Below are 24,242 nucleotides of genomic sequence, written 5' to 3' on the forward strand. Positions count from 1 at the left end.
CCGGATCGAACCCCCTGCGGCTACCGCCGCGGGGGGTTCGGCGTGCCGGGGGCGTCGCCGTCGAGACGCACGAGGGTGAGGAGGCCGTCGCCCGCCGGCGACAGGATCGGAGCGATCGCAGGGGACTCGGCGACGAGCGCGAGGAGGTCCCGCATCGCCTGAACGTCCTCGTCCCGCGCAGCGGGATCCGGAACTCGGCCGTGCGCGAACGCGCCTGGAACGATGATGCATCCGCCGGGCCGCACGATTCCGAGTGCGTTCTCGAAGTGCTCCAGTAGCTGGGCCGGCTCTGCGTCGATGAGCACGAGGTCGTACGCCGCCAGATTCATACGCGGCATCACGTGCCGAGCGTCACCCTCGATGAGGCGCAGACGGGCAGCGGCGATCCCCGCATCGGAGAACACCCCGCGGGCTTCCCGCAGGTGCTCGGGTTCGATCTCGATCGAGGTGAGCGTCGCTTCCGAGGCGTACCGGAGCAGAGAGAGTCCGCTGACGCCGACCCCCGTGCCGACCTCGCAGATGGCCTGCGCGCGGGCGAGCACGGTCGATCCGGAGAGCTGCGCGCCGACGGAGCGGCTCACCGGTTCGATGCCCAGCTCGAGGGACAGGCGGCGCGCGCGGACGAGCGCCTCCGTCTCGCCGGGGTACTGCTCGGCGTACTGCCAGTTGCGTTCGAGCTTGCTCACGATTTCCTCCGGTGATGCTCCGCCCCGGCGTGCCGGCATGACGGCGAGGCGGAGCGATCCTGAATCACCAGCGTAGGGCCGCCGTGCGATCCCTCTCGCAGCACACGCGGGTCAGCGGGAAAGCGGGCGCGAGACGCCGCTCAGAATTCGGCTCGGCGATCAGTGGTGACCGCTACGATAGCGGTTGTGGGCCTGACGATCGACAAGATTCTGGTGATCCTCGTGATCGCCATGTTCGTGCTGGGCCCGCAGCGACTCCCGATCTATGCGCAGAAGCTCGGCGAACTGGTGCGCAATGTGAAACGCATGGCGGACGGCGCGAAAGATCGCTTGCGCGACGAGATGGGTCCTGAGTTCGACGATGTCGACTGGCGTCAGCTCGATCCCCGCCAGTACGACCCGCGCCGCATCATCAGGGATGCGCTGCTCGAAGACGAGCGCGAGGCCAGGGACGCGGCTCGGCGGTCGAACATGGCCGACGCTGAAGCCCGACGCGGAATCAGGCCGGACTCGGGGAGCGGCGCCGCGGGAGTGCTGCATTTCGACGAAGAAGCGACGTGATGGACGGGAACATCGGGTGACCGCGAACGAGATCGACGGCAATGGTGCCGTCGGGGGGATCTCGAATGAACAGCGCAGCACGCGTGAGCGGGTCGCGCGTCCGCAGCACGACACCGACAAGATCCTGATCGCGCTCAACGAGCGGTCGATCGTCGCCGTGACGGATGCCACGGGCCGCATCACGCACGTCAACGATCGCTTCTGCGAGCTCTCGCAGTTTCGGCGCGACGAGCTGATCGGACGCACGCACCGCGTCGTGAACTCCGGGCACCATCCGGCCGCCTTCTTCGCTGACCTCTGGAGCACGATCTCCGAAGGCCGCATCTGGCAGGGTGAGATCTGCAACCGCGCTCGCGACGGGTCCAAGTACTGGCTCAATACGACCATCATCCCCCTCATGGGAGACGGCGACCTGCCGGTCAGCTACGTGGCTCTGCGCACGGAGGCGAAGCGGCGGCGGGACGCCGAAGCCGCCGTGCGACGTCTCGCCTACGTGGATCCGGTGACCGGGCTCGAGAATCGGGCGGCCATGCTCCGCGCGATCGAGCGCATCACGTCGAGTCGGACGCCGAGCGATGAGTTCTCTGCCTTGGTGACCGTGAGCCTCGACCAACTCCCATCGGTGAATGATGCGTTCGGGTTCGAAGCGGGGGACCGCCTGCTCCTCGACGCCGGGCTGCGGCTGAAGGGCCTGGCCGACGGCGTCACCCGCGTCGGCCGAATCGGCTCCCATACCTACGGAGTGCTGCTGCAGGATCTGGGCGTCGAGCTCGGCGCCGCCGAAGACGCCGTGCAGACCACCATCGGGCGCATGTTCGAAGCGCTCTCAGCAGCCAGTGAGACGTTCTCCGGCATCGTCATCGGCGCCGGGGTCAGCGTGGGGCACGTGCTCTGGACATCGCCCGGCGCCCGTGGCGACCCGGCTCGCGCCGACGCGGAGCGCGGGGCCGACGCGTTCATCGCGTCGGACGATGCCAATGAAGTGATGAAATGCTCCGAGATCGCGCGGAAGCGGGCGAAGCGGTTGAGCGGGCAACGGCGCGCGCAGCGATTCGAGCAGCGGATGCTCGACGAGGTGCACGACCGCATGGTGCTCGTCTCCGAACTGCGAGCGGGCGTGGAACGCGGCGAACTCCGCCTCTACGCGCAGTCGATCGTCGATCGGAAGCGCCGCGTGATCGGCAAGGAAGCCCTGATTCGGTGGCAGCACAGCACCCGCGGATTGATCCCACCCGATGAGTTCATCCCGATCGCCGAGCAGACGGGCCTGATCACGCAGATCGGGGACTGGGTGCTCGAACGCGCATGCCAGGTGCTCGCGCACTGGGCCGCTTCGGAGGCAACTGACGAGCTGACCCTCGCCGTGAATCTCAGCGAGCGCCAGCTGCACGCCGACGGATTCGAGGATCGCGTGCGCGAGGTGATCTCGCGGTACGGCATCGCACGCGGCCGCCTCAAGTTCGAGCTCACTGAGAGCGTGCTCCACAGCGACCTCGCTCGCACGATCTCGCTGCTCGAGCACCTCCGCGCCGACGGCGTGCACGCCTCGCTCGACGACTTCGGCACGGGCTACTCCTCGCTCAACTATCTGCGTCGGCTCCCGGTGCAGCAGTTGAAGATCGACCGGTCGTTCGTCTCGTCGATCGTCGAAGACGATCGCACGGCCGCGATCGCGGAGACGATCGTGCGCCTCGCCCGGATATTCGGCCTGCAGGTCGTCGGCGAGGGGGTTGAGACGGAGGAGCAGTTCGCCCTCCTGCACGCCCTCGGCGTGGACGCGTTCCAGGGCTACCTCTTCGGCGGGCCCGAGCCCATCGAGGCGCCGGCTATCGCGGGCTGATACCGAGAGAGCGCCCGGCGAGGCCGCGCCCGCTGCGGGCGAGCTCCGCGGCGATACGGATCACCTCGGCCGCGGCCGGGTCCGCCTGGTCGGTGAGAACGGTCGGCGCCCCCGCATCGCCGCCCTCGCGGAAGACGGGGCTCAGCGGCACGCTTCCGAGGAGCGGAACGGTGCCGTGCTCCGGGTCGCTCAGTCGTTCGGCGACCAGGCGGACCCGCCCGCCCCGAACAGGTCGAGCACGCTCCCGTCCGGCTGCGTGAACCCAGCCATGTTCTCGATGACGCCGATGACCTTCTGACCGGTCTGCCGGGCTACGAGAGCACTGCGAACGGCGACATCCGCCGCCGCTTCCTGGGGAGTGGTGACGACCAGCACCTCGGCCTGCGGCAGCAGCTGGCCGATGCTGATCGCGATGTCGCCCGTTCCGGGCGGCAGATCGAGGAGCAGAACGTCGAGGTCGCCGAACCACACATCGCGCAGGAACTGCTCGATCGTGCGGTGCAGCATCGGCCCCCGCCAGGATACGGCCGTGCTTCTCGGATCGGCGTCACCGAGGAACATGCCGATGGAGATCACCTTCACACCGTGCGCGACGGGCGGCAGGATCATCTCGCCGACCCGCGTTGGCTGCTCGGTGCGCCCGTCGCGGCTCAGTCCGAGCAACCCGGGAATGGAGAACCCGAACACGTCGGCATCGACGAGTCCGACCGCCAAGCCGTGCTGGGCGAGCGCGACGGCGAGCCCCGTCGTCAACGACGACTTGCCCACGCCGCCCTTGCCGCTCGTCACGGCGATGACGCGGGTGAGCGAGTCCGGGCCGAACTGCTGCGGCCGGGCACCGCGATCCCCCCGTACGCGTTCGATGAACGCCTGGCGCTCCCGCGTCGACATCACGCCGACGATGACTTCCGCCGCCGTGACTCCCGGCGCCGCCTCCGTCGCCGCTCGCACATCCGCCTCGATGCGCCGAGCCGCCGGGCACCCGGCGATGGTGAGCAGGATCGAGACCTCGGCGCCCCCGGCCGCATCGACCGTCACGTCGCGCACCATGCCGAGCTCCGTGATCGGGCGAAGGATCTCGGGGTCCTTGACGCGATCGAGCGCATCCCAGACGGCCCGCGCCGTTCCGGCGGCGGGCCGTTCAGTCATCCTGCGAGCTCGCAGACCGCTCCGGCGAGGCGTCGCGCCGAGCGCGACTCCTCGTGCCGCGATCTCGCGGTTCGTCGCTCGATGCCTCGTCGTCGGCGAGCTCGGCGAGCAATGACCGGAGTTCTGCACGCAGGAAGTCGCGGTCGGGAAGATCTTTGAGCGCGAGACGCAGGGCGACGACCTCGCGCGCGAGGAACTCCGTGTCGGCGAGATTGCGCTCGGCGCGCTGGCGATCCTGCTCGATCTGCACACGGTCGCGGTCATCCTGGCGATTCTGCGCGAGCAGGAGCAGCGGCGCCGCGTACGAGGCCTGCAGGGAGAGAATCAGCGTGAGCGCCGTGAAACCGAGCGCCGCAGAATCGAACCGGAAGGACTCGGGCCCGTAGGTGTTCCACAGCAGCCAGGCGACGCAGACGATGGTGAGTGCGAAGAGGAACCACGGGGTACCCATGCCGCGCGCAATGCTCTCGGTCCACCGGCCGAAGCGCTCGCTGTTGCCCGAGCGGCCCTCACCGCGCGCCGAGACCCGCGCGCTCGCAGCACGCGGGGCGTCGAGCCCGCCGCCCCGCTTGAACGCGCTCATCCGGCGGCTCCGGTGCTGACCGGGGCGTCGTCATCGGCGTGCCGCCAATCGTCGGGCAGCAGATGATCGAGCACGTCATCGACGGTCACCACTCCGACGAGCCGGTTCTGATCGTCGACCACGGGCAGCGCGACGAGATTGTAGCTGGCGAGGCGGCGGGATACTTCGGCCGCGCTCGCGTGCACCGTCACTGGCTCGATCTCGGCGTCCAGCAGCGAAGCCATGCGCTCGTGCGGCGGGAACCGCAGCATGCGCTGGAAGTGCGCGAGGCCGATGTACTCGCCGGTCGGCGTCTCGTAGGGCGGGTGCGTCACGTACACCGCAGACGCCATCGCCGGAGAGATCTCCGCCCTGCGGATCATCGCGAGACCCTCGGCAACGCTCGACTCCCCGGCCAGCACGATCGGCGCAGGGCTCATCAGCCCGCCTGCCGTGTCCGCATCGTACTCGAGCAGTCGACGCACGTCTTCGGCTTCCTCCGGCTCCATGAGGTCGAGCAGCTCGGCGCCCTGCGCGGCCGGCAGCGCTGAGATGAGGTCGGCGGCGTCGTCCGCCTCCATGCGGTCGAGAACATCGGCGGTGCGGCCGGAGGGCAGTTGCGCGAGCAGGGCGAGCTGATCCTGTTCGCTCATCTCTTCGAGCGCGTCGGCGACGCGCTCGTCGGGCAGCTCCTCGATCACCTCGATCATGCGCGGCTGAGGCAGTTCGAGCAGCGCCTCCGCGAGGTCGGCCGGTTTCAGATCGACCAGTGTCTGGATGAGCAGCTCGGCGGTGCGCGTGCCCTCGGCAGAACTCGGAAGTCGCAGCTCGCCCCAGCGCACGATGCGGGCGTCGCCTCGGCTGAACGGGGCCGCGGGCTTCGGCAGGCGCACGAACACTTCCGTGACGAGCCACTCGCCCGTGCGGCTCCGCTCGATCGCGGCGTCTTCGATCCGCGCGGTCGTCGTGGGACCCGCGTTCGTCTGAGCCAACTGCACGTCGCGCCCGATGAGTTCCGCGATCATGCGGGTCTCGCCCCCGCGCTGCTCGAATCGGCGCACGTTGATGAGCCCGGTGGTGATGACCTGACCGGAACCGATCGACGTGACGCGGCCGATCGGCACGAACACGCGGCGCTTCCCGGGAATTTCGACGATGAGGCCGACGACGCGCGGGGCGCTGGTCGCCCGGAAGACGATCAGTACGTCGCGCACTTTGCCGATGCGGTCGCCGACCGGATCGAACACGCCGCGACCGGCGAGCCGACCGACGAAGATCCTCGAAGTACTCACCCCACTACGGTACCGCTCAGCGACGTGCGGCGATACTGAGGGCATGCACCCAGCGTCTTCGCTCTCCGGCCCGTCAGCGCCGTGGGAGCCAGCCGATGCCCCAGCTCGGAGGGACACCGAGCATCGCGTGTCGCGCAGAGACGCGGTGCGCCTCACCGCCTGGGGCGCGCTCGCGGCGGCCGGGGCGCTGCTCGTCGGGTGCGCCCCGGAACCGCGAGCAGACACCTCGCCAGGCGACCGTACGCCCCCGACCCCGCCCCCGCCCCGGAGAGTGACGCCCCGTCTGCGCCGCAGGAGGCCCCGATGCTGCTGCTCGCCTCCCTCGCGCAGTCCGACGCCGTCGCCATCATCGACCCCTCCGTCTCGGATGCGGAGGCGGTGCAGCTCGTCACCGTGGGAGCCGCGCCCTGGGGCGTCGGCGTCGCGGGTGACGGACGCACCGGGTACGCGGCGACCGCCGAAGGTCTGGCGGTGATCGATCTCGGTGCGGCCTCCCGCGCCGCCCTGGTGCCCTTCCTGCACCCGGCGAATCGCGTCGAGTTCGGCGAGTACCGGCCGGGCGGCCTCGGTCTCGCGGTCTCGCCCGACGGCAATCGGGTCTATGTCGCGGTGACCCCTGGTGATGGCGCGTACGCCCTCGAGGTCTTCGACACGCGCGTCGGCGAGTTCGTCGGTTCGGTTCCCGTCGGGCTCCGGCCCTTCGACGTCGTCGTCGCGCCGGACGGCACGTGGGCGGCGACGATCGATCACGATGGGTTCACTGTGACCGTCGTCGATGCGGCCGCACTCGTGCCGACGAGTCACACCGTCGCGCCGTTCGGCACCGAGGGCGGGCTCGCCTCGTGGGAGAAGCCGCACTACGGCGCGGTCGATGCCGCAGGCGCGATCCTGCTCCCGTACCAGGGGCGGGTCGTCGTCAAGCTCGACCCTCGCACCGGGGAGACCGCCGCGCTCACGAGCACGGCGGACTCCCACGCCCACGGCACGGCGCTCGCTGGCGACGTGCTCATGACGGTCGGCACCGGCGCGTTCGGCAACGCGCAGAGCGGCCCCAATCTGTCGCTGCTCCGCGTGACCGGCGCGGGTGCGGGGGAGGAGCGCGTCGTGCCGCTCGACGTCCCCCATGAGACGGTCGCGGTGTGGAGTGACGCCGAGGGCGCCGAGTTCGCGGCTGTCGCGGGCGGGAACACGCGGAACGAGGGGTGGGACGGCATCACCCTGGTATCACTCGATTCGCTCGAAACGCGCGCGCTCCCCGTCGCTGGCTATCCGCAGGCCCTCGTTTCGTACGCTCGGAGCTGAATCCGGGTGAGATTCCCCGACTCCTCCGTCGCGTTCGTCGCCGAAAATGGGAGAATCGCACTATGAGCACTCCTGATGGACCCATGCGGTCGTCGCGTCTCCCGCTGGTCCCCGAGATTCCGAAGGGCGAGATCGTCTCGACGTACGACCGGTACGAGGACGCGAAGCACGCCGTCGACGTGCTCGCTCGCGCGAGCTTCCCCGTGCGGCAGATCAGCATCGTGGGCAACGACGTGCGCAGCGTCGAGCGGGTCACCGGCCGACTCACCTACGGCCGTGTCGCGCTCATGGGCGCGCTCTCCGGCGCCTACCTCGGGCTCTTCCTCGGCTTGCTCCTCTTCATCTTCCAGCCGGATAACGGCGCGATTCTCGGCGTCTTCGCCGCGGCCATCGCCATCGGTGCGGGCTTCGGAATGCTCTTCGGCGTGCTGTCGTACGCGATGAACCGCAACCGCCGCGACTTCTCGTCGGTGATGCAGATGGTCGCGACGCGATACGACCTGATCACCGAACCCGAGCTGCTGCACGAAGCGCGGCGCGTGCTCACGGAGGCCGTGGAGAAGTAGCGCGCGTGCGCGGACCGGGGCCCGGCCCGCGCGATCCCGAACTACTTCTCGAGACCGTTCAGCGCCCGGATGCCGGCGTTCTCGAGAGCGCCGAGCGGCGTTCCATCCGCGAGTTCAGTCTCGACGCGGACCGTCGACATGCGCATGCGCGTCGACTCCGGCGTCGCTTGGGCGAGCGGGGTGCAGGCGTACTCGGCGAGGTTCTCGATCGAGTGCTCGGAGAGCCAGGCGCGGGTGTCGGGATGCGAGAGCGACGCGTCGTAGACCACCTTCACGATGCCTTCGTCGGCCGAGACCGATGAGAGCGCCTGTGCCGCCAGGTCGCCGGACTCGGCGCGTGCTTCGTGGAACTGGCGGATCGCGTCGGCGATCTCCTGGTCTGAGGCTGGGGTCTCGTTCACGGGGCACTCTCCAATGCTCGATCGGTGGTCGGGATGACGCAGGCCGCATCCGACGGCGCGGAGCGCACGGGAGGTCGGCCAGCGCCAGTTTACGAGCTGGCCGCCGCCGCGTCGCGGGGTTGACGCGGCCCTGGCTGCTCCTGAAGGCGCGCGGGAGAGCGGGCGCCGCTCCCCGGTAGGATCCGAGCATGGGCGCGATCGAGAACAGTCACTGGGTGGTCACGGGAGCAGCGGGCACCATCGGGTCGACGCTGCGGCGAGCGCTGCACGATCGGGGGGTCGCACTGACCTCGACCGATGCGCGTCGGGCCGAGGTCGTCGGTGATCGAGACCGCTTCGCGGTGGCTGATCTCGCAGACCTGACCGCGCTGACGGAGGTGCTGCGAGGCGCCGACGGTGTGATCCATCTCGGCGGTATCGCGGACGAGGCGGACTTCCACGACCTCGCCGAGGTCAATATCGTCGGGACGTACCACGTGCTCGAGGCTGCGCGACGGGCAGGCACTCCACGGGTCGTCTTCGCGAGCAGCAATCGGCTGACCGGGATGTACCCGGCGAATACGATGGTGTCGCCCGACATGCCGCCGCGCCCCGACGGCTTCTACGGGGTGTCCAAAGTCGCCGGCGAGGCCCTGTGCCGGCTCTACGCCGACAAGTTCGGCTTGTGCACGGCCTCCGTGCGCATCGGAAGTTACGAGGATCAGCCGACGTCGGCCCGCGAGCAGCGCACCTGGCTGAGCCCAGCCGACGCGGTGCTGGCCTTCATCGCGGCGATGACGACGACCGAACCCGGGGTCGTGTTCTATGCGGTTTCGGCAAATGAGGCGCGCTGGTGGGATCTGGCGGCGGGGGAGGCGATCGGGTTCGCGCCGAAAGACAACGCAACGGCGTCGGGAGACCCGCTCCCGTTCGACCCGCTCGCACCCCAGGGCGGGCCCTACGCCGAGGCCTCCTACTCGCTCGACCGGATGCGGGATCTGCCCTGACCGTCGGCCCGAGCGTCACTCCTCGCGCAGCGCCTTCTGAATGCGCTGCAGCGAGACGGGCTCCGCGGTGCGCAGCTGCTGCGCGAACAGGCTGACGCGCAGCTCCTCGATCAGCCACCGGGCGCGCACGAGCCGCTTCGGTGCGTCGACCGGCAGCGGGACGACCCCGCCGGCCTCGGTGTAGAGAGCGGCCGCTCGGTCGATCTCGTTCTGCCAGGCGCGATCCCGGCCCGGCTGCTCGGTGAGGGCGCGCATGCGCATCTGCACCGCTTCGAGGTACACCGGCACGCGTTCCAGCTGTGCGAGACCGGTTCGCGAGACGAAGCCTTCGAACACCAGGCCGTCGACCTGCCGGGCGGCATCGGCCACCTGGCCGAGCACCTGCATCGACTTCGCGGAGTCGATCGCCTTGCGGGCCAGGCGGGCGCCGTCGAGCACGCGCGCGGTGAGCGAGATCGCACCGTAGATCTCGTCGATGAGCGACCGGGCGTAGTCGTCGGCCAGGGCCTCGAACTCGGCTTCCCTCCAGATGAGCCCGTCCGCCGCGTGTCGGCGGATCACACGGTCGGCGACTGCGAGCGACACGTCGGCGATCGCCTGGTCGAGCGTGCGGTAGGGTCCAGCGCCGAGCAGCAGCTTCTCCTGGTTCGAGAGGTGGTCGCGCACGTACGAAGCCGGCGAAGGAGAGCTCAGCACGAGGAGGCGGCGGATGCCGCGCCGGGAGATGCGCTCCTGCTCGCCCTGATCGGCGACGAGCACCAGATCGACAGCGGTGCGACGGTCGAGGATCGCCGGGTACGCGCGCACCACGCCGGCGCCAGCGGATCCGCGTCCCTTGGCGTACGTCGAATCGACGTGCTGGGGCAGATCTCCGAAGGTCCAGGAGGTCGCACCGGTGCGTTCGAGATCGCTCTTCGGCAGTGCGGCAGCGGCGACCTTCGCGACGCCCTCGGTCGCGCGCTCGCGGTGCGCCGTCTGGAGCTCTGCGAGGTTCTTGCCGGTTCCCACGGTGCGGCCGCGTCCGTCGACGACCCGGAACGTGGGTGTGAGATGCGCCGGAAGCCGGTCGGGGTCGAAGTCCGCGGGCGCTACGGGCACGCTCGTGCGGCGGCGGATCTCGGTGGCGAGCAGCTGCGTCAGCGCCGGCGGCGTCGAGCCAGGCGCCACCGGGGCGTCGAGCTGCGGGCCCACCGTCGCGAGCAGCGTCCGGGCCCAATCCGCGGCCGGGACGACGTGCTTGCGGATGGCCTTCGGCAGCGTCTTGATGAGGGCCGTGACCAGCTCGTGCCGCAACCCGGGCACGAGCTTCTCGAAGTCCGATCCGTCGAGGCGGGGGAGCAGGGGAAGCGGCACGTTCACCGTGACGCCGTCGTCTTCAGCGGTCGGATCGAAGCGATACTTCAGGCGGAGCGTCTGATCGCCGTGCGACCACTGCCTCGGAAACTCCTGCTCGTCGACCGAGTCGGCGTCGTCTTCCACGAGGTCTTCGCGCCGGAGATGCAAGAACTGCGGGTCGGTCGCGCGCTTCTGCTTCCACCACCCCTCGAAGCTGCGCGTCGAAACGACGTCAGCTGGGATGCGCGCATCGTAGAACTCGAAGATGGCCTCGTCGTCGCCCACGATGTCGCGGCGTCGCGTGCGCTCCTCGAGCTGTTCGAGCTCGCGCCGCAGCTGGCGGTTCGCGCGATCGAACGCCTGCGGCGAATCCCACTCCCCGTCGACGAGCGCGTGCCTGATGAAGAGCTCGCGCGCGTGCTCCTGGTCGTACCGGGCGAGCTGCACGCGCCGGCGGTCGACGATCGGAACGCCGTAGAGCGTCACCCGCTCGTAGGCGACTGCCGCCCCCTGGTTCTTCTCCCATCGCGGCTCCGAGATCTGCCGCTTCGCGAGCGGACCCGCGAGTTCCTCGGCCCACGCGGGATCCACCACCGCGTTGGAGCGGGCGAACAGGCGCGAGGTCTCGACGAGCTCGACGCTCATGACCACCTCAGGCGGCTTCTTCGCGAGCACGGAACCCGGGTAGAGCACGAAGCGCGCGCCGCGCGAACCGAGGTACTCCTGCGCCGGCTTGCGCCTCGTCGCGCCCGCTGCAGAGCGGCCGCGCGCCGGCGCGGCGCGATCCTGCCGGTCGTCCCGGACGCCGAGCTGCGACAGGAGCCCGGCGAGCACCGATCGATGGATCGCCTCACCCGAACCGCCGGTCGCACCACGGTCGGCGCCATCGCGCGGGGCTTTCGCGATCCTCGCGAGCTGCCGATACAGGTCCATCCACTCGCGCACTCGCAGAAAATTGAGATACTCGGCCTTGCAGAGTCTGCGGAAGGCGCTCGACGACAGCTCGCGCTGCTGCTCCTGCAGGTAGTTCCAGAGATTCAGGAGCGTCGCGAGGTCGCCCTGCGGGTCGGAGAACCGACCGTGCAGCTCATCGGCGCGACCGCGCTCGGCCTGGGGGCGCTCCCGCACATCCTGCACCGTGAGACCGGCGACGATCGCGAGCACCTCGGGCACCACGTCGTGCGCCCTGGCTTCGACGACCATACGGGCGAACCGGGGCTCGATGGGGAGGCGGGAGAGCTCGCGGCCGATCCTCGTGATCCGATGGGTCGCGCCGCGCTCGCCGCCGCGCGGCCCGCCCCGGCCCCGGTTCCGCCCCTTCGCGGGAGCGGCCTCCACGGCGCCGAGCTCGGCGAGCAGGCCGAGACCGTCGGCGATGCCGCGCTGGTCGGGCGGAGTGAGGAACGGGAAGCGGGCGATGTCGCCGAGGCCGAGCGCGAGCATCTGGAGGATCACCGACGCGAGCCCCGTGCGCCGGATCTCCGGTTCCGTGAACTCGGGGCGCGAGGCGAAGTCCTCCTCCGAGTAGAGCCGGATCGCGATGCCCGGGCTGGTGCGACCGGAACGGCCGGACCGCTGGTTCGCGCTCGCCTGCGAGACGGCTTCGATGGGGAGACGCTGCACCTTGCTGCGGGCGCTGTACCGGGAGATGCGCGCCGTGCCGGCGTCGATGACGTAGCGGATACCGGGCACCGTCAGCGACGTCTCGGCAACGTTCGTGGCCAGCACGATGCGACGAGCGCCGCCCGTGCGCCGCTCGAACACGCGATGCTGCTCGGCGCTGCTCAACCGCCCGTACAGCGGCAGGATCTCGGTGCGGGCGCTCCGAGCCGAGCTCCGCAGACGCCCCTGCAGCGCATCGGTGGCGTCTCGGATCTCGGCCTCGCCGGAGAGGAACACGAGCACGTCGCCCGGCGCCTCCTTCGCGAGCTCGTCGACGGCGTCGCCGATGCCCTCGAACAGGTCGCGCTCGATCGTCGTGACCTTCGGAGCGCCGGTCTTCGCATCGGGCTTCTCGATCTGCTCGACCAGCGGGCGGTACCGCACCTCGACGGGGTAGGTGCGGCCCGACACCTCGATGACCGGAGCGGGCTCGCCCGACTTCGCGTCTGCGAAGTGCTTCGCGAAGGATTCGGGGTCGATGGTCGCCGACGTGATGATGACCTTCAGGTCGGGGCGGCGGGGGAGCAGCGTCTGCAGGTACCCGAGCAGGAAGTCGATGTTCAGACTGCGCTCGTGCGCCTCATCGATGATGATCGTGTCGTAGGCGGAGAGCTCACGGTCGCGGTGGATCGCGTTGAGCAGAATGCCGTCGGTCATGAGGCGGACGCGCGTCTCGGCCGACACCTGATCGGTGAACCGCACCTGGTAGCCGACGAGACCGCCGAGCTCAGATCCCAGCTCCTCGGCGACGCGCTCGGCGATGGTGCGAGCCGCGATGCGCCGCGGCTGCGTATGGGCGATCCGTTCGCGCCCGAGGGCGAGCGCGATCTTCGGCAGCTGGGTCGTCTTGCCGGAGCCGGTCTCGCCCGCGACGATGACGACCTGGTGCGTACGGATCGCCTCCGATATCTCCTCGCGCATCTGCGAGACGGGAAGCTCCTCTGGGAACGTGATCTGGAGCGGGGGAGACGTCATGATGCTCCTATTATCCCGCGCCCAGTCGCCCGAGCGTAGACTGACGCCGACCGCGCCGATCGCTGGGTCGGCGGCTGTTCCGCGAGACCACTTGAAAGGGCACGATGTCTGCACTCCCGATCCCGAATGTTCCCCTCAACAACGGCACGTCGATCCCGCAGCTCGGCTCCGGCGTCTATCTCGTGAAACCCGGTGAGGCCGAGGAAGTCGTCACCACGGCGCTCGAGGTCGGATACCGGCACATCGACACCGCCAGCCTCTACGGCAACGAGGCGGAGGTCGGCCGGGCGGTCGCGCGCAGCGGCCTCCCGCGCGACGAGGTCTTCGTCACCACCAAGCTCTGGAACACCGACCAGACGCGCGCAGCGGACGCCTTCGCCGAGAGCCTCGACCGCCTCGCGCTCGATCGGGTCGACCTCTACCTCATCCACTGGCCCCAGCCGATGTTCGGAGAGGCGCTGGGCGCGTGGAAGGCGCTCATCGAGATCGCGGAGTCGGGCCGGGCTTCGGCGATCGGCGTCTCGAACTTCGAGATCTCCGATCTGCAGCAGCTCATCGATGAGACCGGCGTGGTGCCGGCGGTCAACCAGATCGAACTGCACCCCCTGCATCAGCGTCGAGAACTCGTCGAGTTCTGCAGGGAGCACGGCATCGCGATCGAGGCGTGGGCGCCGCTCGCGCAGGGCAAGTCGGACCTCTTCGAGCGGCCCGAACTGCTCGAGATCGCACGAGCCCACGGCAAGAGCCCGGCGCAGGTGGTGCTCCGCTGGCATGTGCAGCAGGGGCGCATCATCTTCCCGAAGACCGTGCGCCGGGAGCGCCTCATCGAGAACGCCGACCTGTTCGATTTCGAGCTCGATCCGTCGCAGATGGCGGCCATCGACGCCTACGAGGCCGGAACGAACTTCGGACCGGATCCGCGCACGTTCGACGGACGATAGGAGCACGACGTGACCCACGCACCCATCACCATCACGCTGACCGGCGCCGGCGGACAGATCGGTTACGCAGCCCTGTTCCGGATCGCGGCCGGCGACCTCCTCGGCCCGGATCAGCCCGTTGCGCTTCGACTGCTCGAGATTCCCCAGGGCATGCGCGCTGCAGAAGGCGCTGCGCTCGAGCTCGCCGACTGCGCGTTCCCGACGCTCGCGAGCGTCGAGATCGCCGACGATGCGAATGTCGCGTTCGATGGCGCGAACGTCGCACTGCTCGTCGGGTCGCGCCCGCGCTCCGCCGGGATGGAGCGCGGAGATCTGCTCGCGGCGAACGGAGCGATCTTCGGGCCGCAGGGTCGGGCGATCAACGACCGCGCTGCCGACGACGTGCGCGTCGTCGTCGTTGGCAACCCGGCGAACACCAATGCGCTGATCGCCCAGCAGCACGCGCCCGATGTGCCGTCGGAGCGTTTCACCGCGCTCACCCGACTCGACCACAACCGCGCCGTTGGGCTGCTCGCCGCCGAGGCCGGCACCCCGGTCGCCGACATCTCGGGGGTCACCATCTGGGGCAACCACTCGGCGACCCAGTATCCCGACCTCAGCCACGCGACGGTTCGGGGGCGGCCGGCCCTCGACATCGTCGACGCCTCCTGGGCGCGCGGGCCCTACATCGAGCGCGTCGCGCAGCGCGGCGCCGAGATCATCGAGGTGCGCGGGGGATCCTCGGTCGCCTCGGCCGCCAATGCGGCCATCGAGCATACCCGCGACTGGCTTCTCGGCACCGGGGAGCGCTCGGCGGGGCATTGGACCAGCGCCGCAGTCGTGTCGCGCGGTGAATACGGAGTACCCGCGGGCCTGATCTCGTCGTTCCCGGTGACCTCCGCAGGCGGAAACTGGAGCGTCGTCGAGGGGCTCGATATCGATGCGTTCTCGCGGGAGCGGATCGACGCATCGGTCGCGGAGCTCGCCGCCGAACGCGACGCGGTGCAGGAGCTCGGGCTGATCCCGTAGCCGGGCGCGGTCGCGGTCGCCGCCCGAGGCTGCAACGGCGCCCGTGATGCGTCGACCGGCGCGCCGCGCGCTCACCCGCGGAATTCGGAGGCTCGGAGGAGCCCTAGGATAGAGGGCATGTCCAAGGTTCTATCTTCCCTCCCCGTGGGCGAGCGCGTCGGCATCGCCTTCTCCGGAGGTCTCGACACCTCCTGCGCAGTCGCCTGGATGCGTGAAAAGGGCGCAGTGCCCTGCACGTACACCGCAGATATCGGTCAGTACGACGAGCCCGATATCGATGGCGTCGCTGATCGAGCGAAAGAGTACGGCGCAGAGATCGCCCGTCACGTCGATGCGAAGCGCCCGCTCGTCGAAGAAGGATTCGTCGCACTGCAGACGGGCGCGTTCAACGTGCGCTCGGGCGGAAAGACCTACTTCAATACGACACCGCTCGGTCGTGCCGTCACCGGCACCCTGCTCGTTCGCGCCATGAAGGAAGACGGCGTCGACATCTGGGGCGATGGTTCGACGTACAAGGGCAACGACATCGAGCGGTTCTACCGCTACGGGCTCATGGCGAACCCGGCGCTGCGCATCTACAAGCCGTGGCTCGATCACCAGTTCGTCGAAGAGCTCGGCGGGCGCCACGAGATGAGCGAGTGGCTCGTCGCCAACGGGTACCCCTACCGCGATGCGACCGAGAAGGCCTACTCGACCGATGCCAACATCTGGGGCGCGACGCACGAGGCGAAGAAGCTCGAGTTCCTCGACGCCGGCCTCGACATCGTCGAGCCGATCATGGGCGTCGCCGCCTGGCGCGACGACGTCGAGGTAGCGACCGAAGAGGTCTCCGTGCGCTTCGAGGCCGGTCGCCCGGTCGCGATCAACGGCGTCGTGTACGACGATCCGGTGGCCCTCGTGCTGGAGGCGAACGCGATCGGCGGTCGCCACGGTCTCGGCGTCTCCGACCAGATCGAGAACCGTATCATCGAGGCCAAGTCGCGCGGCATCTACGAGGCGCCCGGTATGGCGTTGCTGCACATCACGTACGAGCGGCTCGTCAACGCGATCCACAACGAGAACACGCTCGCCAGTTACCACACGGACGGTCGCAAGCTCGGACGTCTGATGTACGAGGGCCGCTGGCTCGACCCCGAGTCGCTCATGCTCCGCGAGGCGCTGCAGCGGTGGGTCGGTTCTGCGATCACGGGCGAGGTCACGCTGCGGCTGCGCCGCGGCGATGACTACACGATCCTCAACACCGAGGGCGACAACCTGAGCTACCACCCCGAGAAGCTGTCGATGGAGCGCACGGTCGGTGCCGCGTTCGGCCCGGTCGACCGCATCGGGCAGCTCACGATGCGCAACCTCGACATCGCCGACTCGCGTCAGCGCCTCGAGCAGTACGCGCAGCTCGGGCTCGTCGGAGGCTCCATCGCGGAGCTCGTCGGTCAGCTCGAGCAGGGCGGCGCGGCTGAGATCGCGAACGCCGTCGGCGGCATCGATGAGGACGCGGACGAGCTCGGCCTGTCGGCGGCGTTCGACACCGGCACCGACTGAGTTCGCGCACTGCTGACGTACGAAGGGCCCATCCGTTCGGATGGGCCCTTCGTGCGTGGGTCGCGTTGCTCCTGCAGGGGATCCGGTGTGGAGCGGGTGCGTGCACGCCGCGTGCATCGCGTCACGCCGGATCGCGTGGGCGAGCGAGGGTGAGCTGCCGGGTGGCCGGGGGAGTCGAGCTGCCCGAGCGGCGGACACGACACGACACACAGAAACGGCCCGTCTCCTCCGAGGAGGGGACGGGCCGTTCGGCTCTGTGAGCTGCTCAGGAAGCGCGACGCGCGCGCGCCGCACGGCGCTTGAGCGCGCGGCGCTCGTCCTCGCTGAGGCCGCCCCACACGCCCGAATCCTGACCGGTGTCCATCGCGTACTGCAGGCACATCTCCGTCACGGTGCACCGAGCGCACACCGACTTCGCCCGTTCGATCTGCTCGACCGCAGGCCCCGTGTTGCCGACCGGGAAGAAAAGCTCCGGGTCTACGGTGAGGCAAGCTGCCTGTTCACGCCAATCCATGTGTCCTCCTCTGTAACGCACGCGCGCGAACAATCCGGAGACCGGATAGCCTAGAATTCGCGCCGTAACTACCTAATACGTGGCTGAGAATGCTCACGTCGGCGTGCGCGAAACTCGACGGGTTATATAGTTCCACGGAAATAGATGCAAATCAATAGGTAACCCGCAATTGACTGGAAAGCGAGCCGCAATGCCCCCGACATCTCCCGATCACCCTCGTTCACGTGCGGGGTGGGCGGTGCTCCGCGTGCTCCTGGTGCTCGAGAGCGCGCTGCTCATCGGGGTGCTGATCTTCTCCGTCGCAGCGGCATTCGGCTCGGTCGGACCCGTGGCGCAGAACGTCAGCATCGTCGCCATGGCAGTCCTCGCCCTGGCCTGGGTGGCGATCACGGCTGTAGCGGCCCTGCGCGGGCGTCCGAGCTGGGTGCGCGGGTCGGCCCTCACCATCCACGTCCTGCTCTTCGCAGGGGGCACCGGCTGCTTGCAGCTCGGCATCGGCACCTGGCAGTTCGGCTTCGCCCTCGTCGCGTGCGCTCTCCTGGGGTTCATCGCGGCGGTGCTCGCGCGCCCTGACGAGCGCCCCGTCATCGACGAGGGCGCCTCCGGGGCGTAACAGGAGCCGCGTGCGGGTCAGACGTCGAGCAGCTTGCGCAGACGCGCGACGTGCCCGGTGGCCTTCACGTTGGTGAGCGCGTGGGCGATCCTGCCCTGCTCATCGATCACGAAGGTGGACCGGATGACGCCCTCGACGATGCGCCCGTAGTTGTTCTTCTCGCCGAACGCGCCGTATGCGCGGTGCACTGCGGCGTCCGGGTCGCTGAGGAGCGGGTATTCGAGTGCGTCGCGGTCGGCGAATCGGCGCAGTTTCTCCACCGAGTCGCGCGACACGCCGAGCACGTGATAGCCGGCGGCCTCGAGCGGCAGCGTCGAGTCGCGGAAGTCGCAGGCCTCAGTGGTGCACCCGGGGGTCATGGCCTCTGGGTAGAAGAAGAGGATGACCCGCTTGCCCTGGTACTGCGCCAGCGCACGGGTGTTGCCATCCTGGTCGAGGAGGGTGAAGTCGGGGGCCTCTTGGTCGGGCTCGAGCACTACGCGATCAGTCATACGGCCAGCCTATCGCTGCGCTCCCTCGGCGTGCCCGGAGGGTGCGCAGTAGCGCACGCCGGCTACTTGAGCAGTCGGCGGAGCGATTCGACGCGTGCCGCTCCGGCGGCGTCGAGGCGGCCGTCCGCAATCGCGGCGTCCAGTTCGCAGTCGGGTGCATCGTCTTGGTGCGTGCACCCTCTCGGGCAGCCCTCGATGATCTCCGCCAGGTCCGTGAACCCGCGCAGCATCCCTTCGGTCGTGACGTGGCCGAGACCGAAGGAGCGAACTCCCGGGGTGTCGATCACCCACCCGGCGGCGCCGTTCGCGGCACCGGGGGTCGCAGCGCGCAGCGCGACGGAGGATGAGGACGTGTGGCGGCCGCGGCCGGTGACCTCGTTGACATGCCCGATGGCGCGCTCGGCCTCGGGTACGAGCGCGTTGATGAGGGTCGATTTGCCGACGCCGGAGTGCCCGACGAAGACCGTCGTGCGACCGGCGAGGGATTCGCGGATCTCCGCGAGCGGCCAGGCATCCGGTTCTGAGCGGAACACCGGCACTTCGAGCGCCGCGAAGTGCGAGAGGAACGGCTCCGGGTCTGCGAGATCGACCTTGGTGATGCAGATGAGAGGCGAGATGCCGGCGTCGTATGCGGCCACCAGGTAGCGATCGACGAGGCGCACCCTCGGCTCGGGGTTCGCTGCGGCGACGACGATGAGCATCTGGTCGGCGTTCGCGACCATCACCCGTTCGATCCGGTCGCTGTCGTCTGCGCTGCGTCGCAGCAGCGTGCGGCGATCCTCCACGGCGACGATGCGCGACAGCGTGCCCGTATCGCCGCTCGTGTCGCCGACGAGGTGCACGCGGTCTCCGATGACGATCGGCGTGCGGCGCAGTTCCCGGGCGCGCGAGGCGAGAACCGTTCGCTCGCGCGGATCCTGCGGATCGGCGCCGGTCTCCACGAGCGCGGTGTAGCGCCCCCGGTCGACGGCCGTGATCATGCCCGTCACCGCGTCCGCGTGCTCCGGGCGCCGCTTCGTGCGCGGCCGGTTCGCCTTCGGATTGGGGCGCTGACGCACCTGGAGGTCGGCGTACTCGGCGTACGGGTCGTCGGCGTCCTCGTCGGGGGTGAGCCAGCTCACGCGTTCACAGCCCCGCGATGAAGCCGCGAGCGGCCTGGCCGAGTGACGTGCCGTGCGCCGTGGCGTCGCCGCCCGAGGCGCCGAGCTCGAACGCGACGTCCACACCGTCGCGCGAGGATTCGGCGAGCGCCTCGCGGGGTGCGACGGCGCGCCCCCAGAGCTCGGTGAACCGGGGCAGCGTCTTCGATGTGGACGCGATGTCTTCGATCTCGACTCCTGGGACGCGCAATCCGATGAGCGCTCCGGTCGTCGCCATGCGATGGTCGGCGTAACTGTGCCACACGCCGCCGTGCAACGGGGCGGGTCGTACCTCGATGCCGTCATCGAGCTCGACCGCGTCACCGCCGAGCGCATTGATCTCGGCGACGAGCGCCGCGATGCGATCGGTCTCGTGATGGCGGATGTGCCCGATGCCCGTGATGGTGCTCGCGGCACCGTCGGTGCCGTCGGTGCCGTGAGCGGCGAGCGCGGCGAGCCCGACGAGGGTCGGCGCGAGCTCGCCGGCCTCTGGCACGTGCAGCGAGACGCCCGAGATCGCCCCGGTCGCAGTGATGGTGAGATCTCCCGCGTCATCGAGGTGCGTCGCAGCGCCGAACTCGGGGAGCAATGTGCGGAGCGAATCTCCCACCTGCGTGGTGGAGCTCGGCCAGTTCGGCACCGTGATGCGACCACCGGTGACGAGCGCTGCGGCGAGGAAGGGGGCGGCGTTCGAGAGGTCCGGCTCGATGGTCACGTCGATGGCGCGAATCGCGCCCGGAGCGACGATCCACTCGCCGTCGGCGGGGGAGTCGACCCGCACGCCGCGCGCACGGAGGGTGGCGATCGTCATCTCGATGTGCGGGAGGCTCGGCAGGCGTTCGCCCGTGTGCACCACGTGCACGCCGTTCTCGAAGCGCGCTCCCGCCAGGAGCAGGGCGGAGACGAACTGGCTCGACAGCGAGGCGTCGAGCTCGACCCGCCCGCCCTGCAGCGACCCCGTGCCGTGCACCGTGAACGGCAGGGCGCCGCGGCCCTCGTCAGCGATGTCGGCCCCGAGCGCGCGCAGGGCGTCGAGCACGGGGCGCATGGGGCGCTTGCGCGCATACGGGTCGCCGTCGAATGCGACCGGTCCGAGCGCGAGCGCGGCGACCGCCGGCACGAACCGCATCACGGTACCCGCGAGACCGCATTCGACGGTCGTCGACCCGGTCAGCTCGGGCGCCGGGGTGACGCGAAGGTCGGGATCCGCCGACTCGCCGCGCGGGAGCGCCTCGATCTCCGTGCCGAGCGCGCGCAGCGCGTCGATCATGAGCGCCGCGTCTCGCGACTGGAGCGGAGCGTGGAGCGTGCTCGGTCCGTCGGCGAGCGCGGCGAGTACGAGCTCGCGCCCGGTGAGTGATTTCGAGCCGGGCAGGGGAACGGTCGCGTCGATCGCGCGCTCCGCTTGCGGCGCAGGCCACAGCGCCGCAGCCTCGCCGACGCCCTCGCCGGTGCCGGTCTCGTCGCCGTCTTTGCCCTGGTTCATCTTCGCGATCAGCATCGGGATCGAGTCTACCCGCAGCACTCGACAGTAGGATCGAGGGCGTGAGTGATACCGCAGCACAGGCGAAGCTGGAACAGCGCTTCACGTCGGAGGCGCTTCCGATGCTCGATCAGCTGTACGGCGCAGCGATGAAGATGACCCGGAATCCGCAGGACGCGCAGGATCTGGTGCAGGAGACGTTCCTCAAAGCGTTCTCGGCATTCGCCTCGTTCCAGGAGGGCACGAACCTCAAGGCGTGGTTGTACCGGATCATGACCAACAGCTACATCAACACGTACCGGAAGCGGCAGCGCGAGCCCTTCCTCGGCGCCGTGGACGAGCTCGAGGACTGGCAGCTCGGAGGCGCCGAATCGACGACGGCGATGTCGTCGCAATCGGCCGAGGCCGAGGCGATCGACCGCACGCCCGATTCGGTGGTCACCTCGGCGCTGAATGCGCTTCCCGAGGACTTCCGCATCGCGGTGTACCTGGCGGACGTCGAAGGGTTCAGCTATCAGGAGATCGCCGATATCGCCGAGGTGCCGATCGGAACGGTGATGAGCCGCCTGCATCGCGGCCGGGCCCGATTGCGCAAGGCGCTCGGGGAATACGCGAACGAGCAGGGCGTTGGACTCAATGCGGGAAAGAAACCGACCAAGAAGGGAGCAGCGCGATGAATGAGTGCGAGCAGGCCAAGGCGAATGTCTACGAGCTGCTCCGAGGCGAGCTCTGCGCCGAGGAATCAGCGCCGATCCGGGCGCACATCGCGGCGTGCCCGTCGTGCCAGGACGAGCGGAACGCGTGCGAGAAGCTCACGAATGTCGTGAAGCGGGCGTGCGAGGAGGAGCGGGACAGCAACTGCCCGCCGGTCGACCTGCGAGAGGCCATTCTCCGCAGTCTGCGCGCAGAGGATCGCGGACTCGTCGGCTGACCGTCAGGTCGCTGCATCGCTCCGCTTCGCATGCAGGCCGTCGAGCACCTCGGCGAGTCGCAGCGGTGCGGCCTCGTGCAGGTTGTGCGATCCGTGGATGGTGACGACCGCGCTGCTCGGGAGTCGATCCTCCCACTCCGTGATGTGCTGCCGCGACAGGATGCCCGCGTCCGCCGCGATGAGCGCCACCGGAACATCGAGCGACCGGAGTCGTTCGAGGGCGCCCCAGATGGGCGCATACGGCTGCGCTTCCTCGCCGTCGTCCGTGCGCGGCGCCGGCTCCAGGTGCGCCAGGTGGTGCGCCCACTCGAGACGTCCGTCGGGGCGGAGCCGGGTGTTGAGCGCGATGCCGCGCTCAAGCGCAGCGCGCTCGTGGCCGATGCCGAATCGCTGGGCGCGCTGCACAATCTCGTCGATGCTGCTGAAATCGCGCTGACCCTGAATGAACTCGCGCACCGAACCGGTGTCTCGCGCGGGTGAGACGCCAGGGGTGATGTCGACGAGAATGACGCGTCGCACGAGGTCGGGCCGCATCGCAGCGACGAGCGCGGCGGTCAACCCGCCGAGGGAGTGGCCGAGCAGGGTGACGGGCCGCCGGGCGACGCGCTCGAGCACCTCGACGACGTCTGCGGCCAGCGCATCGGGCCGATAGTCGCCGTCGCTGCGCCAATCGCTTCGCCCGTGCCCGGGAAGGTCGAGGGCGAGCGCCGGTCGCCCGAGGGCGAGGAGCGTCGGATCGAAGCTGTGCGCGTTCAGGCCCGCGCCGTGCAGTGCGACGATCTCCGGCGGAAGCCCACCGTCGAAGGCCAAGCCGCTGACGGCGCGGTGGTCCGCGACGTCGACCGCGATCCGCGCGACCGCGGGAAGCGGCCCTGCGCGTCCGACCCGCCGAGCGTCGAAGGCAAGGAAGCGGAACTCGTCGTCGGACGCCAGAGGCGCTGCCGCTGCAGTCATCCGGCCAGTCTACGGAGTGCGAACGTACCCTCCGTCGCGCAGACCCGCCTCGATCTCGAACCGATTGCGCAGAGGATCACGGCCGGCGAGCGCGTACAGCACTGGCAGCGCCATCCCGTAGTGCCGCCACTGCGCGCGGTGCACGCGCTCATGGCGCAGCACGCGCGCCGAGACGTTCTGGTTCGTCAGATAGCACGCTCCGACGCAGCTCCCACCGCGTCCGAAGGTCCAGCGGGGCATGCCGCGAAACACCCACAGGCCGTCGTGGCGCTCGATGCGGCCGCGACTCCAGATCGCGCCCCACACGAATCCGACACAGGTCGCATATGCGTATCCCAGGCGAGCGAACGGCCACGGGTGACCCGCCGGCATCACGCCGCGCCCGCCTGTGCCGGTCGTGATCCGGTGCCAGAGGTGAGCGCGGCGAGCGTGCGCAGCACCGTCGGCAGGTCCTCGGCCGCTCGATGACTGTCCGCCGGCGCGAATTCGCAGATCGCGGCGCCGGCGAGCGGCACCTCGGCGACGGCCGCGCGAATGGCGTCCGTGAGTTGCGCGACGGAGAGCCCGAATGGGACCGGGGAGTGCACTGAACCGAACTCGGCAGGGTCGAGCACGTCGAGATCCACGTGGATGTACACTCCGTCGGCTCCCGCGATGCGCTCGAGGATCGCGGAGCGCAGCGAGTCGGCACCCGTCTCAGCGGCGTCTGCGTGCAGCACCGCGATCCCGAGACGCTCCAGCTCGTCCGCCTCCTCCGGGTCGAGCGCCCGCGCTCCGATGAGGGTGACGTCGTCGGCAGCGATCGTAGGCGCTGCGACCAGGTCGGGGGAGCCGTCGCCGAGCGCGTGCCGCAGGGTCATTCCCGATGCGCTTCCCGACGGCGACGTACTGGGATGCTGCAGATCGGCGTGAGCGTCGAACCACAGCACTGCGAGCCGGTCGACGGAGCGCGCCGTCGCTTCGAGCCCCGGCAGAGAGGTCGCGCAGTCGCCGCCCACAATGATCGGAGCTCGCCCATCGGCGAGTGCCGGCTCGATGGCCGTGCGAGCCGCCTCGCGGGCTCGCACGAGGCTGCTGAGCCTGGCCACGGGCGTGCCCATCGCATCACCGGCTTCGAGAGGCACGGGCACCTCGCGCAGCGCGGAAGCCGGCAGATCCTCACGGAGGAGATCGGCGCCCTCCGCGAGCTGCATCGCCCGAGCAGAGGGCGATCCCTGCCACTGAGGCATCAGAAAGAACATTGGGTGTGCCACGGCGCCCTCCTCGCAGATTCACTGCTTCGACTGCTGCTCAGGATACGCCCGCGGCTCGG

23 protein-coding genes and 1 pseudogene are annotated in these 24,242 nt (G+C 69.6%); 11 read left to right on the forward strand and 13 right to left on the reverse strand.

Annotated features, from left to right (window positions below):
- Nucleotides 1–20: 20 nt before the first annotated feature.
- Nucleotides 21–686: a class I SAM-dependent methyltransferase gene (locus JSQ98_RS01270; RefSeq protein WP_090147996.1), complete on the reverse strand. Its 666-nt coding sequence runs from the start codon at nucleotides 684–686 to the stop codon at nucleotides 21–23.
- Between the two features lie 186 nt (nucleotides 687–872).
- Here JSQ98_RS01270 and JSQ98_RS01275 point away from each other — a divergent pair, with 186 nt between their 5' ends.
- Nucleotides 873–1,247, forward strand: a complete 375-nt coding sequence (locus tag JSQ98_RS01275; RefSeq protein WP_090147998.1) for a twin-arginine translocase TatA/TatE family subunit — start codon at nucleotides 873–875, stop codon at nucleotides 1,245–1,247.
- Nucleotides 1,248–1,263: 16 nt separating this feature from the next.
- The gene (locus JSQ98_RS01280) at nucleotides 1,264–3,087 is read left to right on the forward strand and encodes a putative bifunctional diguanylate cyclase/phosphodiesterase (RefSeq protein ID WP_211648015.1); all 1,824 of its coding nucleotides are present in this window, start codon (nucleotides 1,264–1,266) and stop codon (nucleotides 3,085–3,087) included.
- On the opposite strand, the pseudogene JSQ98_RS01285 reads toward JSQ98_RS01280, so the two are convergent.
- The 3 genes and pseudogenes from JSQ98_RS01285 to JSQ98_RS01295 all read right to left on the reverse strand — a co-directional run bounded on the left by JSQ98_RS01285 (nucleotide 3,074) and on the right by JSQ98_RS01295 (nucleotide 6,090).
- Nucleotides 3,074–4,236 (reverse strand): annotated as a pseudogene (locus tag JSQ98_RS01285) (Mrp/NBP35 family ATP-binding protein). The gene JSQ98_RS01280 and the pseudogene JSQ98_RS01285 overlap by 14 nt on opposite strands.
- Nucleotides 4,229–4,819 (reverse strand): DUF1003 domain-containing protein, encoded by a 591-nt coding sequence (locus tag JSQ98_RS01290; RefSeq protein WP_234037077.1) that lies wholly within the window; start codon nucleotides 4,817–4,819, stop codon nucleotides 4,229–4,231. Before JSQ98_RS01290 ends, JSQ98_RS01285 begins: the two are co-directional and overlap by 8 nt.
- The gene (locus tag JSQ98_RS01295; protein ID WP_200329402.1) at nucleotides 4,816–6,090 is read right to left on the reverse strand and encodes a magnesium transporter MgtE N-terminal domain-containing protein; all 1,275 of its coding nucleotides are present in this window, start codon (nucleotides 6,088–6,090) and stop codon (nucleotides 4,816–4,818) included. The genes JSQ98_RS01290 and JSQ98_RS01295 overlap by 4 nt, the downstream gene beginning before the upstream one ends.
- Nucleotides 6,091–6,393: 303 nt before the next feature.
- On the opposite strand from JSQ98_RS01295, the gene JSQ98_RS01300 reads away from it, so the two are divergent.
- Together JSQ98_RS01300 and JSQ98_RS01305 are read left to right on the forward strand one after the other, a co-directional pair.
- Nucleotides 6,394–7,392, forward strand: coding sequence for a YncE family protein (locus JSQ98_RS01300; protein WP_211648017.1), 999 nt, complete (start codon nucleotides 6,394–6,396; stop codon nucleotides 7,390–7,392).
- Nucleotides 7,393–7,454: 62 nt separating this feature from the next.
- On the forward strand, nucleotides 7,455–7,958 hold the full coding sequence (locus tag JSQ98_RS01305; protein ID WP_234037075.1) for a YflT domain-containing protein: 504 nt from the start codon (nucleotides 7,455–7,457) through the stop codon (nucleotides 7,956–7,958).
- Nucleotides 7,959–7,999: 41 nt separating this feature from the next.
- Here JSQ98_RS01305 and JSQ98_RS01310 read toward each other — a convergent pair whose 3' ends face one another.
- A complete protein-coding gene (locus JSQ98_RS01310) occupies nucleotides 8,000–8,359 on the reverse strand; it encodes a hypothetical protein (protein ID WP_090148013.1) in 360 nt (119 codons plus the stop codon).
- A 188-nt stretch (nucleotides 8,360–8,547) separates the two neighbouring features.
- Here JSQ98_RS01310 and JSQ98_RS01315 point away from each other — a divergent pair, with 188 nt between their 5' ends.
- Complete coding sequence (locus tag JSQ98_RS01315) at nucleotides 8,548–9,345, forward strand: NAD-dependent epimerase/dehydratase family protein (protein ID WP_211648019.1); 798 nt, start codon at nucleotides 8,548–8,550, stop codon at nucleotides 9,343–9,345.
- 15 nt (nucleotides 9,346–9,360) lie between these two features.
- On the opposite strand, the gene hrpA is transcribed toward JSQ98_RS01315, so the two are convergent.
- Nucleotides 9,361–13,317, reverse strand: a complete 3,957-nt coding sequence (hrpA, locus tag JSQ98_RS01320; protein ID WP_211648021.1) for an ATP-dependent RNA helicase HrpA — start codon at nucleotides 13,315–13,317, stop codon at nucleotides 9,361–9,363.
- Nucleotides 13,318–13,421: 104 nt separating this feature from the next.
- On the opposite strand from hrpA, the gene JSQ98_RS01325 reads away from it, so the two are divergent.
- The 3 genes from JSQ98_RS01325 to argG all read left to right on the forward strand — a co-directional run bounded on the left by JSQ98_RS01325 (nucleotide 13,422) and on the right by argG (nucleotide 16,805).
- Nucleotides 13,422–14,258: an aldo/keto reductase gene (locus JSQ98_RS01325; RefSeq protein ID WP_211648023.1), complete on the forward strand. Its 837-nt coding sequence runs from the start codon at nucleotides 13,422–13,424 to the stop codon at nucleotides 14,256–14,258.
- Between the two features lie 9 nt (nucleotides 14,259–14,267).
- The gene (locus tag JSQ98_RS01330) at nucleotides 14,268–15,266 is read left to right on the forward strand and encodes a malate dehydrogenase (protein WP_211648025.1); all 999 of its coding nucleotides are present in this window, start codon (nucleotides 14,268–14,270) and stop codon (nucleotides 15,264–15,266) included.
- A 117-nt stretch (nucleotides 15,267–15,383) separates the two neighbouring features.
- Nucleotides 15,384–16,805 (forward strand): argininosuccinate synthase, encoded by a 1,422-nt coding sequence (gene argG / locus JSQ98_RS01335; RefSeq protein ID WP_090148024.1) that lies wholly within the window; start codon nucleotides 15,384–15,386, stop codon nucleotides 16,803–16,805.
- A gap of 265 nt (nucleotides 16,806–17,070) precedes the next feature.
- On the opposite strand, the gene JSQ98_RS01340 is transcribed toward argG, so the two are convergent.
- The gene (locus JSQ98_RS01340) at nucleotides 17,071–17,319 is read right to left on the reverse strand and encodes a WhiB family transcriptional regulator (protein WP_010156721.1); all 249 of its coding nucleotides are present in this window, start codon (nucleotides 17,317–17,319) and stop codon (nucleotides 17,071–17,073) included.
- Nucleotides 17,320–17,509: 190 nt separating this feature from the next.
- Here JSQ98_RS01340 and JSQ98_RS01345 point away from each other — a divergent pair, with 190 nt between their 5' ends.
- A complete protein-coding gene (locus JSQ98_RS01345; protein ID WP_249290671.1) occupies nucleotides 17,510–17,932 on the forward strand; it encodes a hypothetical protein in 423 nt (140 codons plus the stop codon).
- 17 nt (nucleotides 17,933–17,949) lie between these two features.
- Here JSQ98_RS01345 and bcp read toward each other — a convergent pair whose 3' ends face one another.
- From bcp to aroA, 3 genes are all read right to left on the reverse strand, one after another.
- A complete protein-coding gene (gene bcp / locus JSQ98_RS01350) occupies nucleotides 17,950–18,423 on the reverse strand; it encodes a thioredoxin-dependent thiol peroxidase (RefSeq protein ID WP_211648027.1) in 474 nt (157 codons plus the stop codon).
- A gap of 62 nt (nucleotides 18,424–18,485) precedes the next feature.
- Nucleotides 18,486–19,544, reverse strand: a complete 1,059-nt coding sequence (rsgA, locus tag JSQ98_RS01355) for a ribosome small subunit-dependent GTPase A (protein WP_090148029.1) — start codon at nucleotides 19,542–19,544, stop codon at nucleotides 18,486–18,488.
- Between the two features lie 4 nt (nucleotides 19,545–19,548).
- Nucleotides 19,549–21,063, reverse strand: a complete 1,515-nt coding sequence (aroA, locus tag JSQ98_RS01360; RefSeq protein WP_211648029.1) for a 3-phosphoshikimate 1-carboxyvinyltransferase — start codon at nucleotides 21,061–21,063, stop codon at nucleotides 19,549–19,551.
- A 44-nt stretch (nucleotides 21,064–21,107) separates the two neighbouring features.
- Between aroA and JSQ98_RS01365 the strand changes: the two genes are divergently transcribed.
- Nucleotides 21,108–21,722, forward strand: a complete 615-nt coding sequence (locus JSQ98_RS01365) for a sigma-70 family RNA polymerase sigma factor (RefSeq protein WP_090148034.1) — start codon at nucleotides 21,108–21,110, stop codon at nucleotides 21,720–21,722.
- Nucleotides 21,719–21,976, forward strand: coding sequence for a zf-HC2 domain-containing protein (locus tag JSQ98_RS01370; protein WP_090148037.1), 258 nt, complete (start codon nucleotides 21,719–21,721; stop codon nucleotides 21,974–21,976). Before JSQ98_RS01365 ends, JSQ98_RS01370 begins: the two co-directional genes overlap by 4 nt.
- Before the next feature lie 3 nt (nucleotides 21,977–21,979).
- On the opposite strand, the gene JSQ98_RS01375 is transcribed toward JSQ98_RS01370, so the two are convergent.
- Genes JSQ98_RS01375 through JSQ98_RS01385 form a run of 3 tightly spaced genes read right to left on the reverse strand, consistent with a single transcriptional unit; the run spans nucleotide 21,980 to nucleotide 24,183 of the window.
- A complete protein-coding gene (locus tag JSQ98_RS01375; RefSeq protein WP_211648031.1) occupies nucleotides 21,980–22,930 on the reverse strand; it encodes an alpha/beta fold hydrolase in 951 nt (316 codons plus the stop codon).
- Between the two features lie 9 nt (nucleotides 22,931–22,939).
- Nucleotides 22,940–23,302, reverse strand: a complete 363-nt coding sequence (locus JSQ98_RS01380; RefSeq protein WP_211648033.1) for a Fe-S oxidoreductase — start codon at nucleotides 23,300–23,302, stop codon at nucleotides 22,940–22,942.
- Nucleotides 23,302–24,183: an arginase family protein gene (locus tag JSQ98_RS01385; RefSeq protein ID WP_346728695.1), complete on the reverse strand. Its 882-nt coding sequence runs from the start codon at nucleotides 24,181–24,183 to the stop codon at nucleotides 23,302–23,304. The genes JSQ98_RS01380 and JSQ98_RS01385 overlap by 1 nt, the downstream gene beginning before the upstream one ends.
- Nucleotides 24,184–24,242: the final 59 nt, after the last annotated feature.

This window comes from Leucobacter manosquensis (assembly GCF_018304845.1).
GTDB lineage: Bacteria > Actinomycetota > Actinomycetes > Actinomycetales > Microbacteriaceae > Leucobacter > Leucobacter alluvii.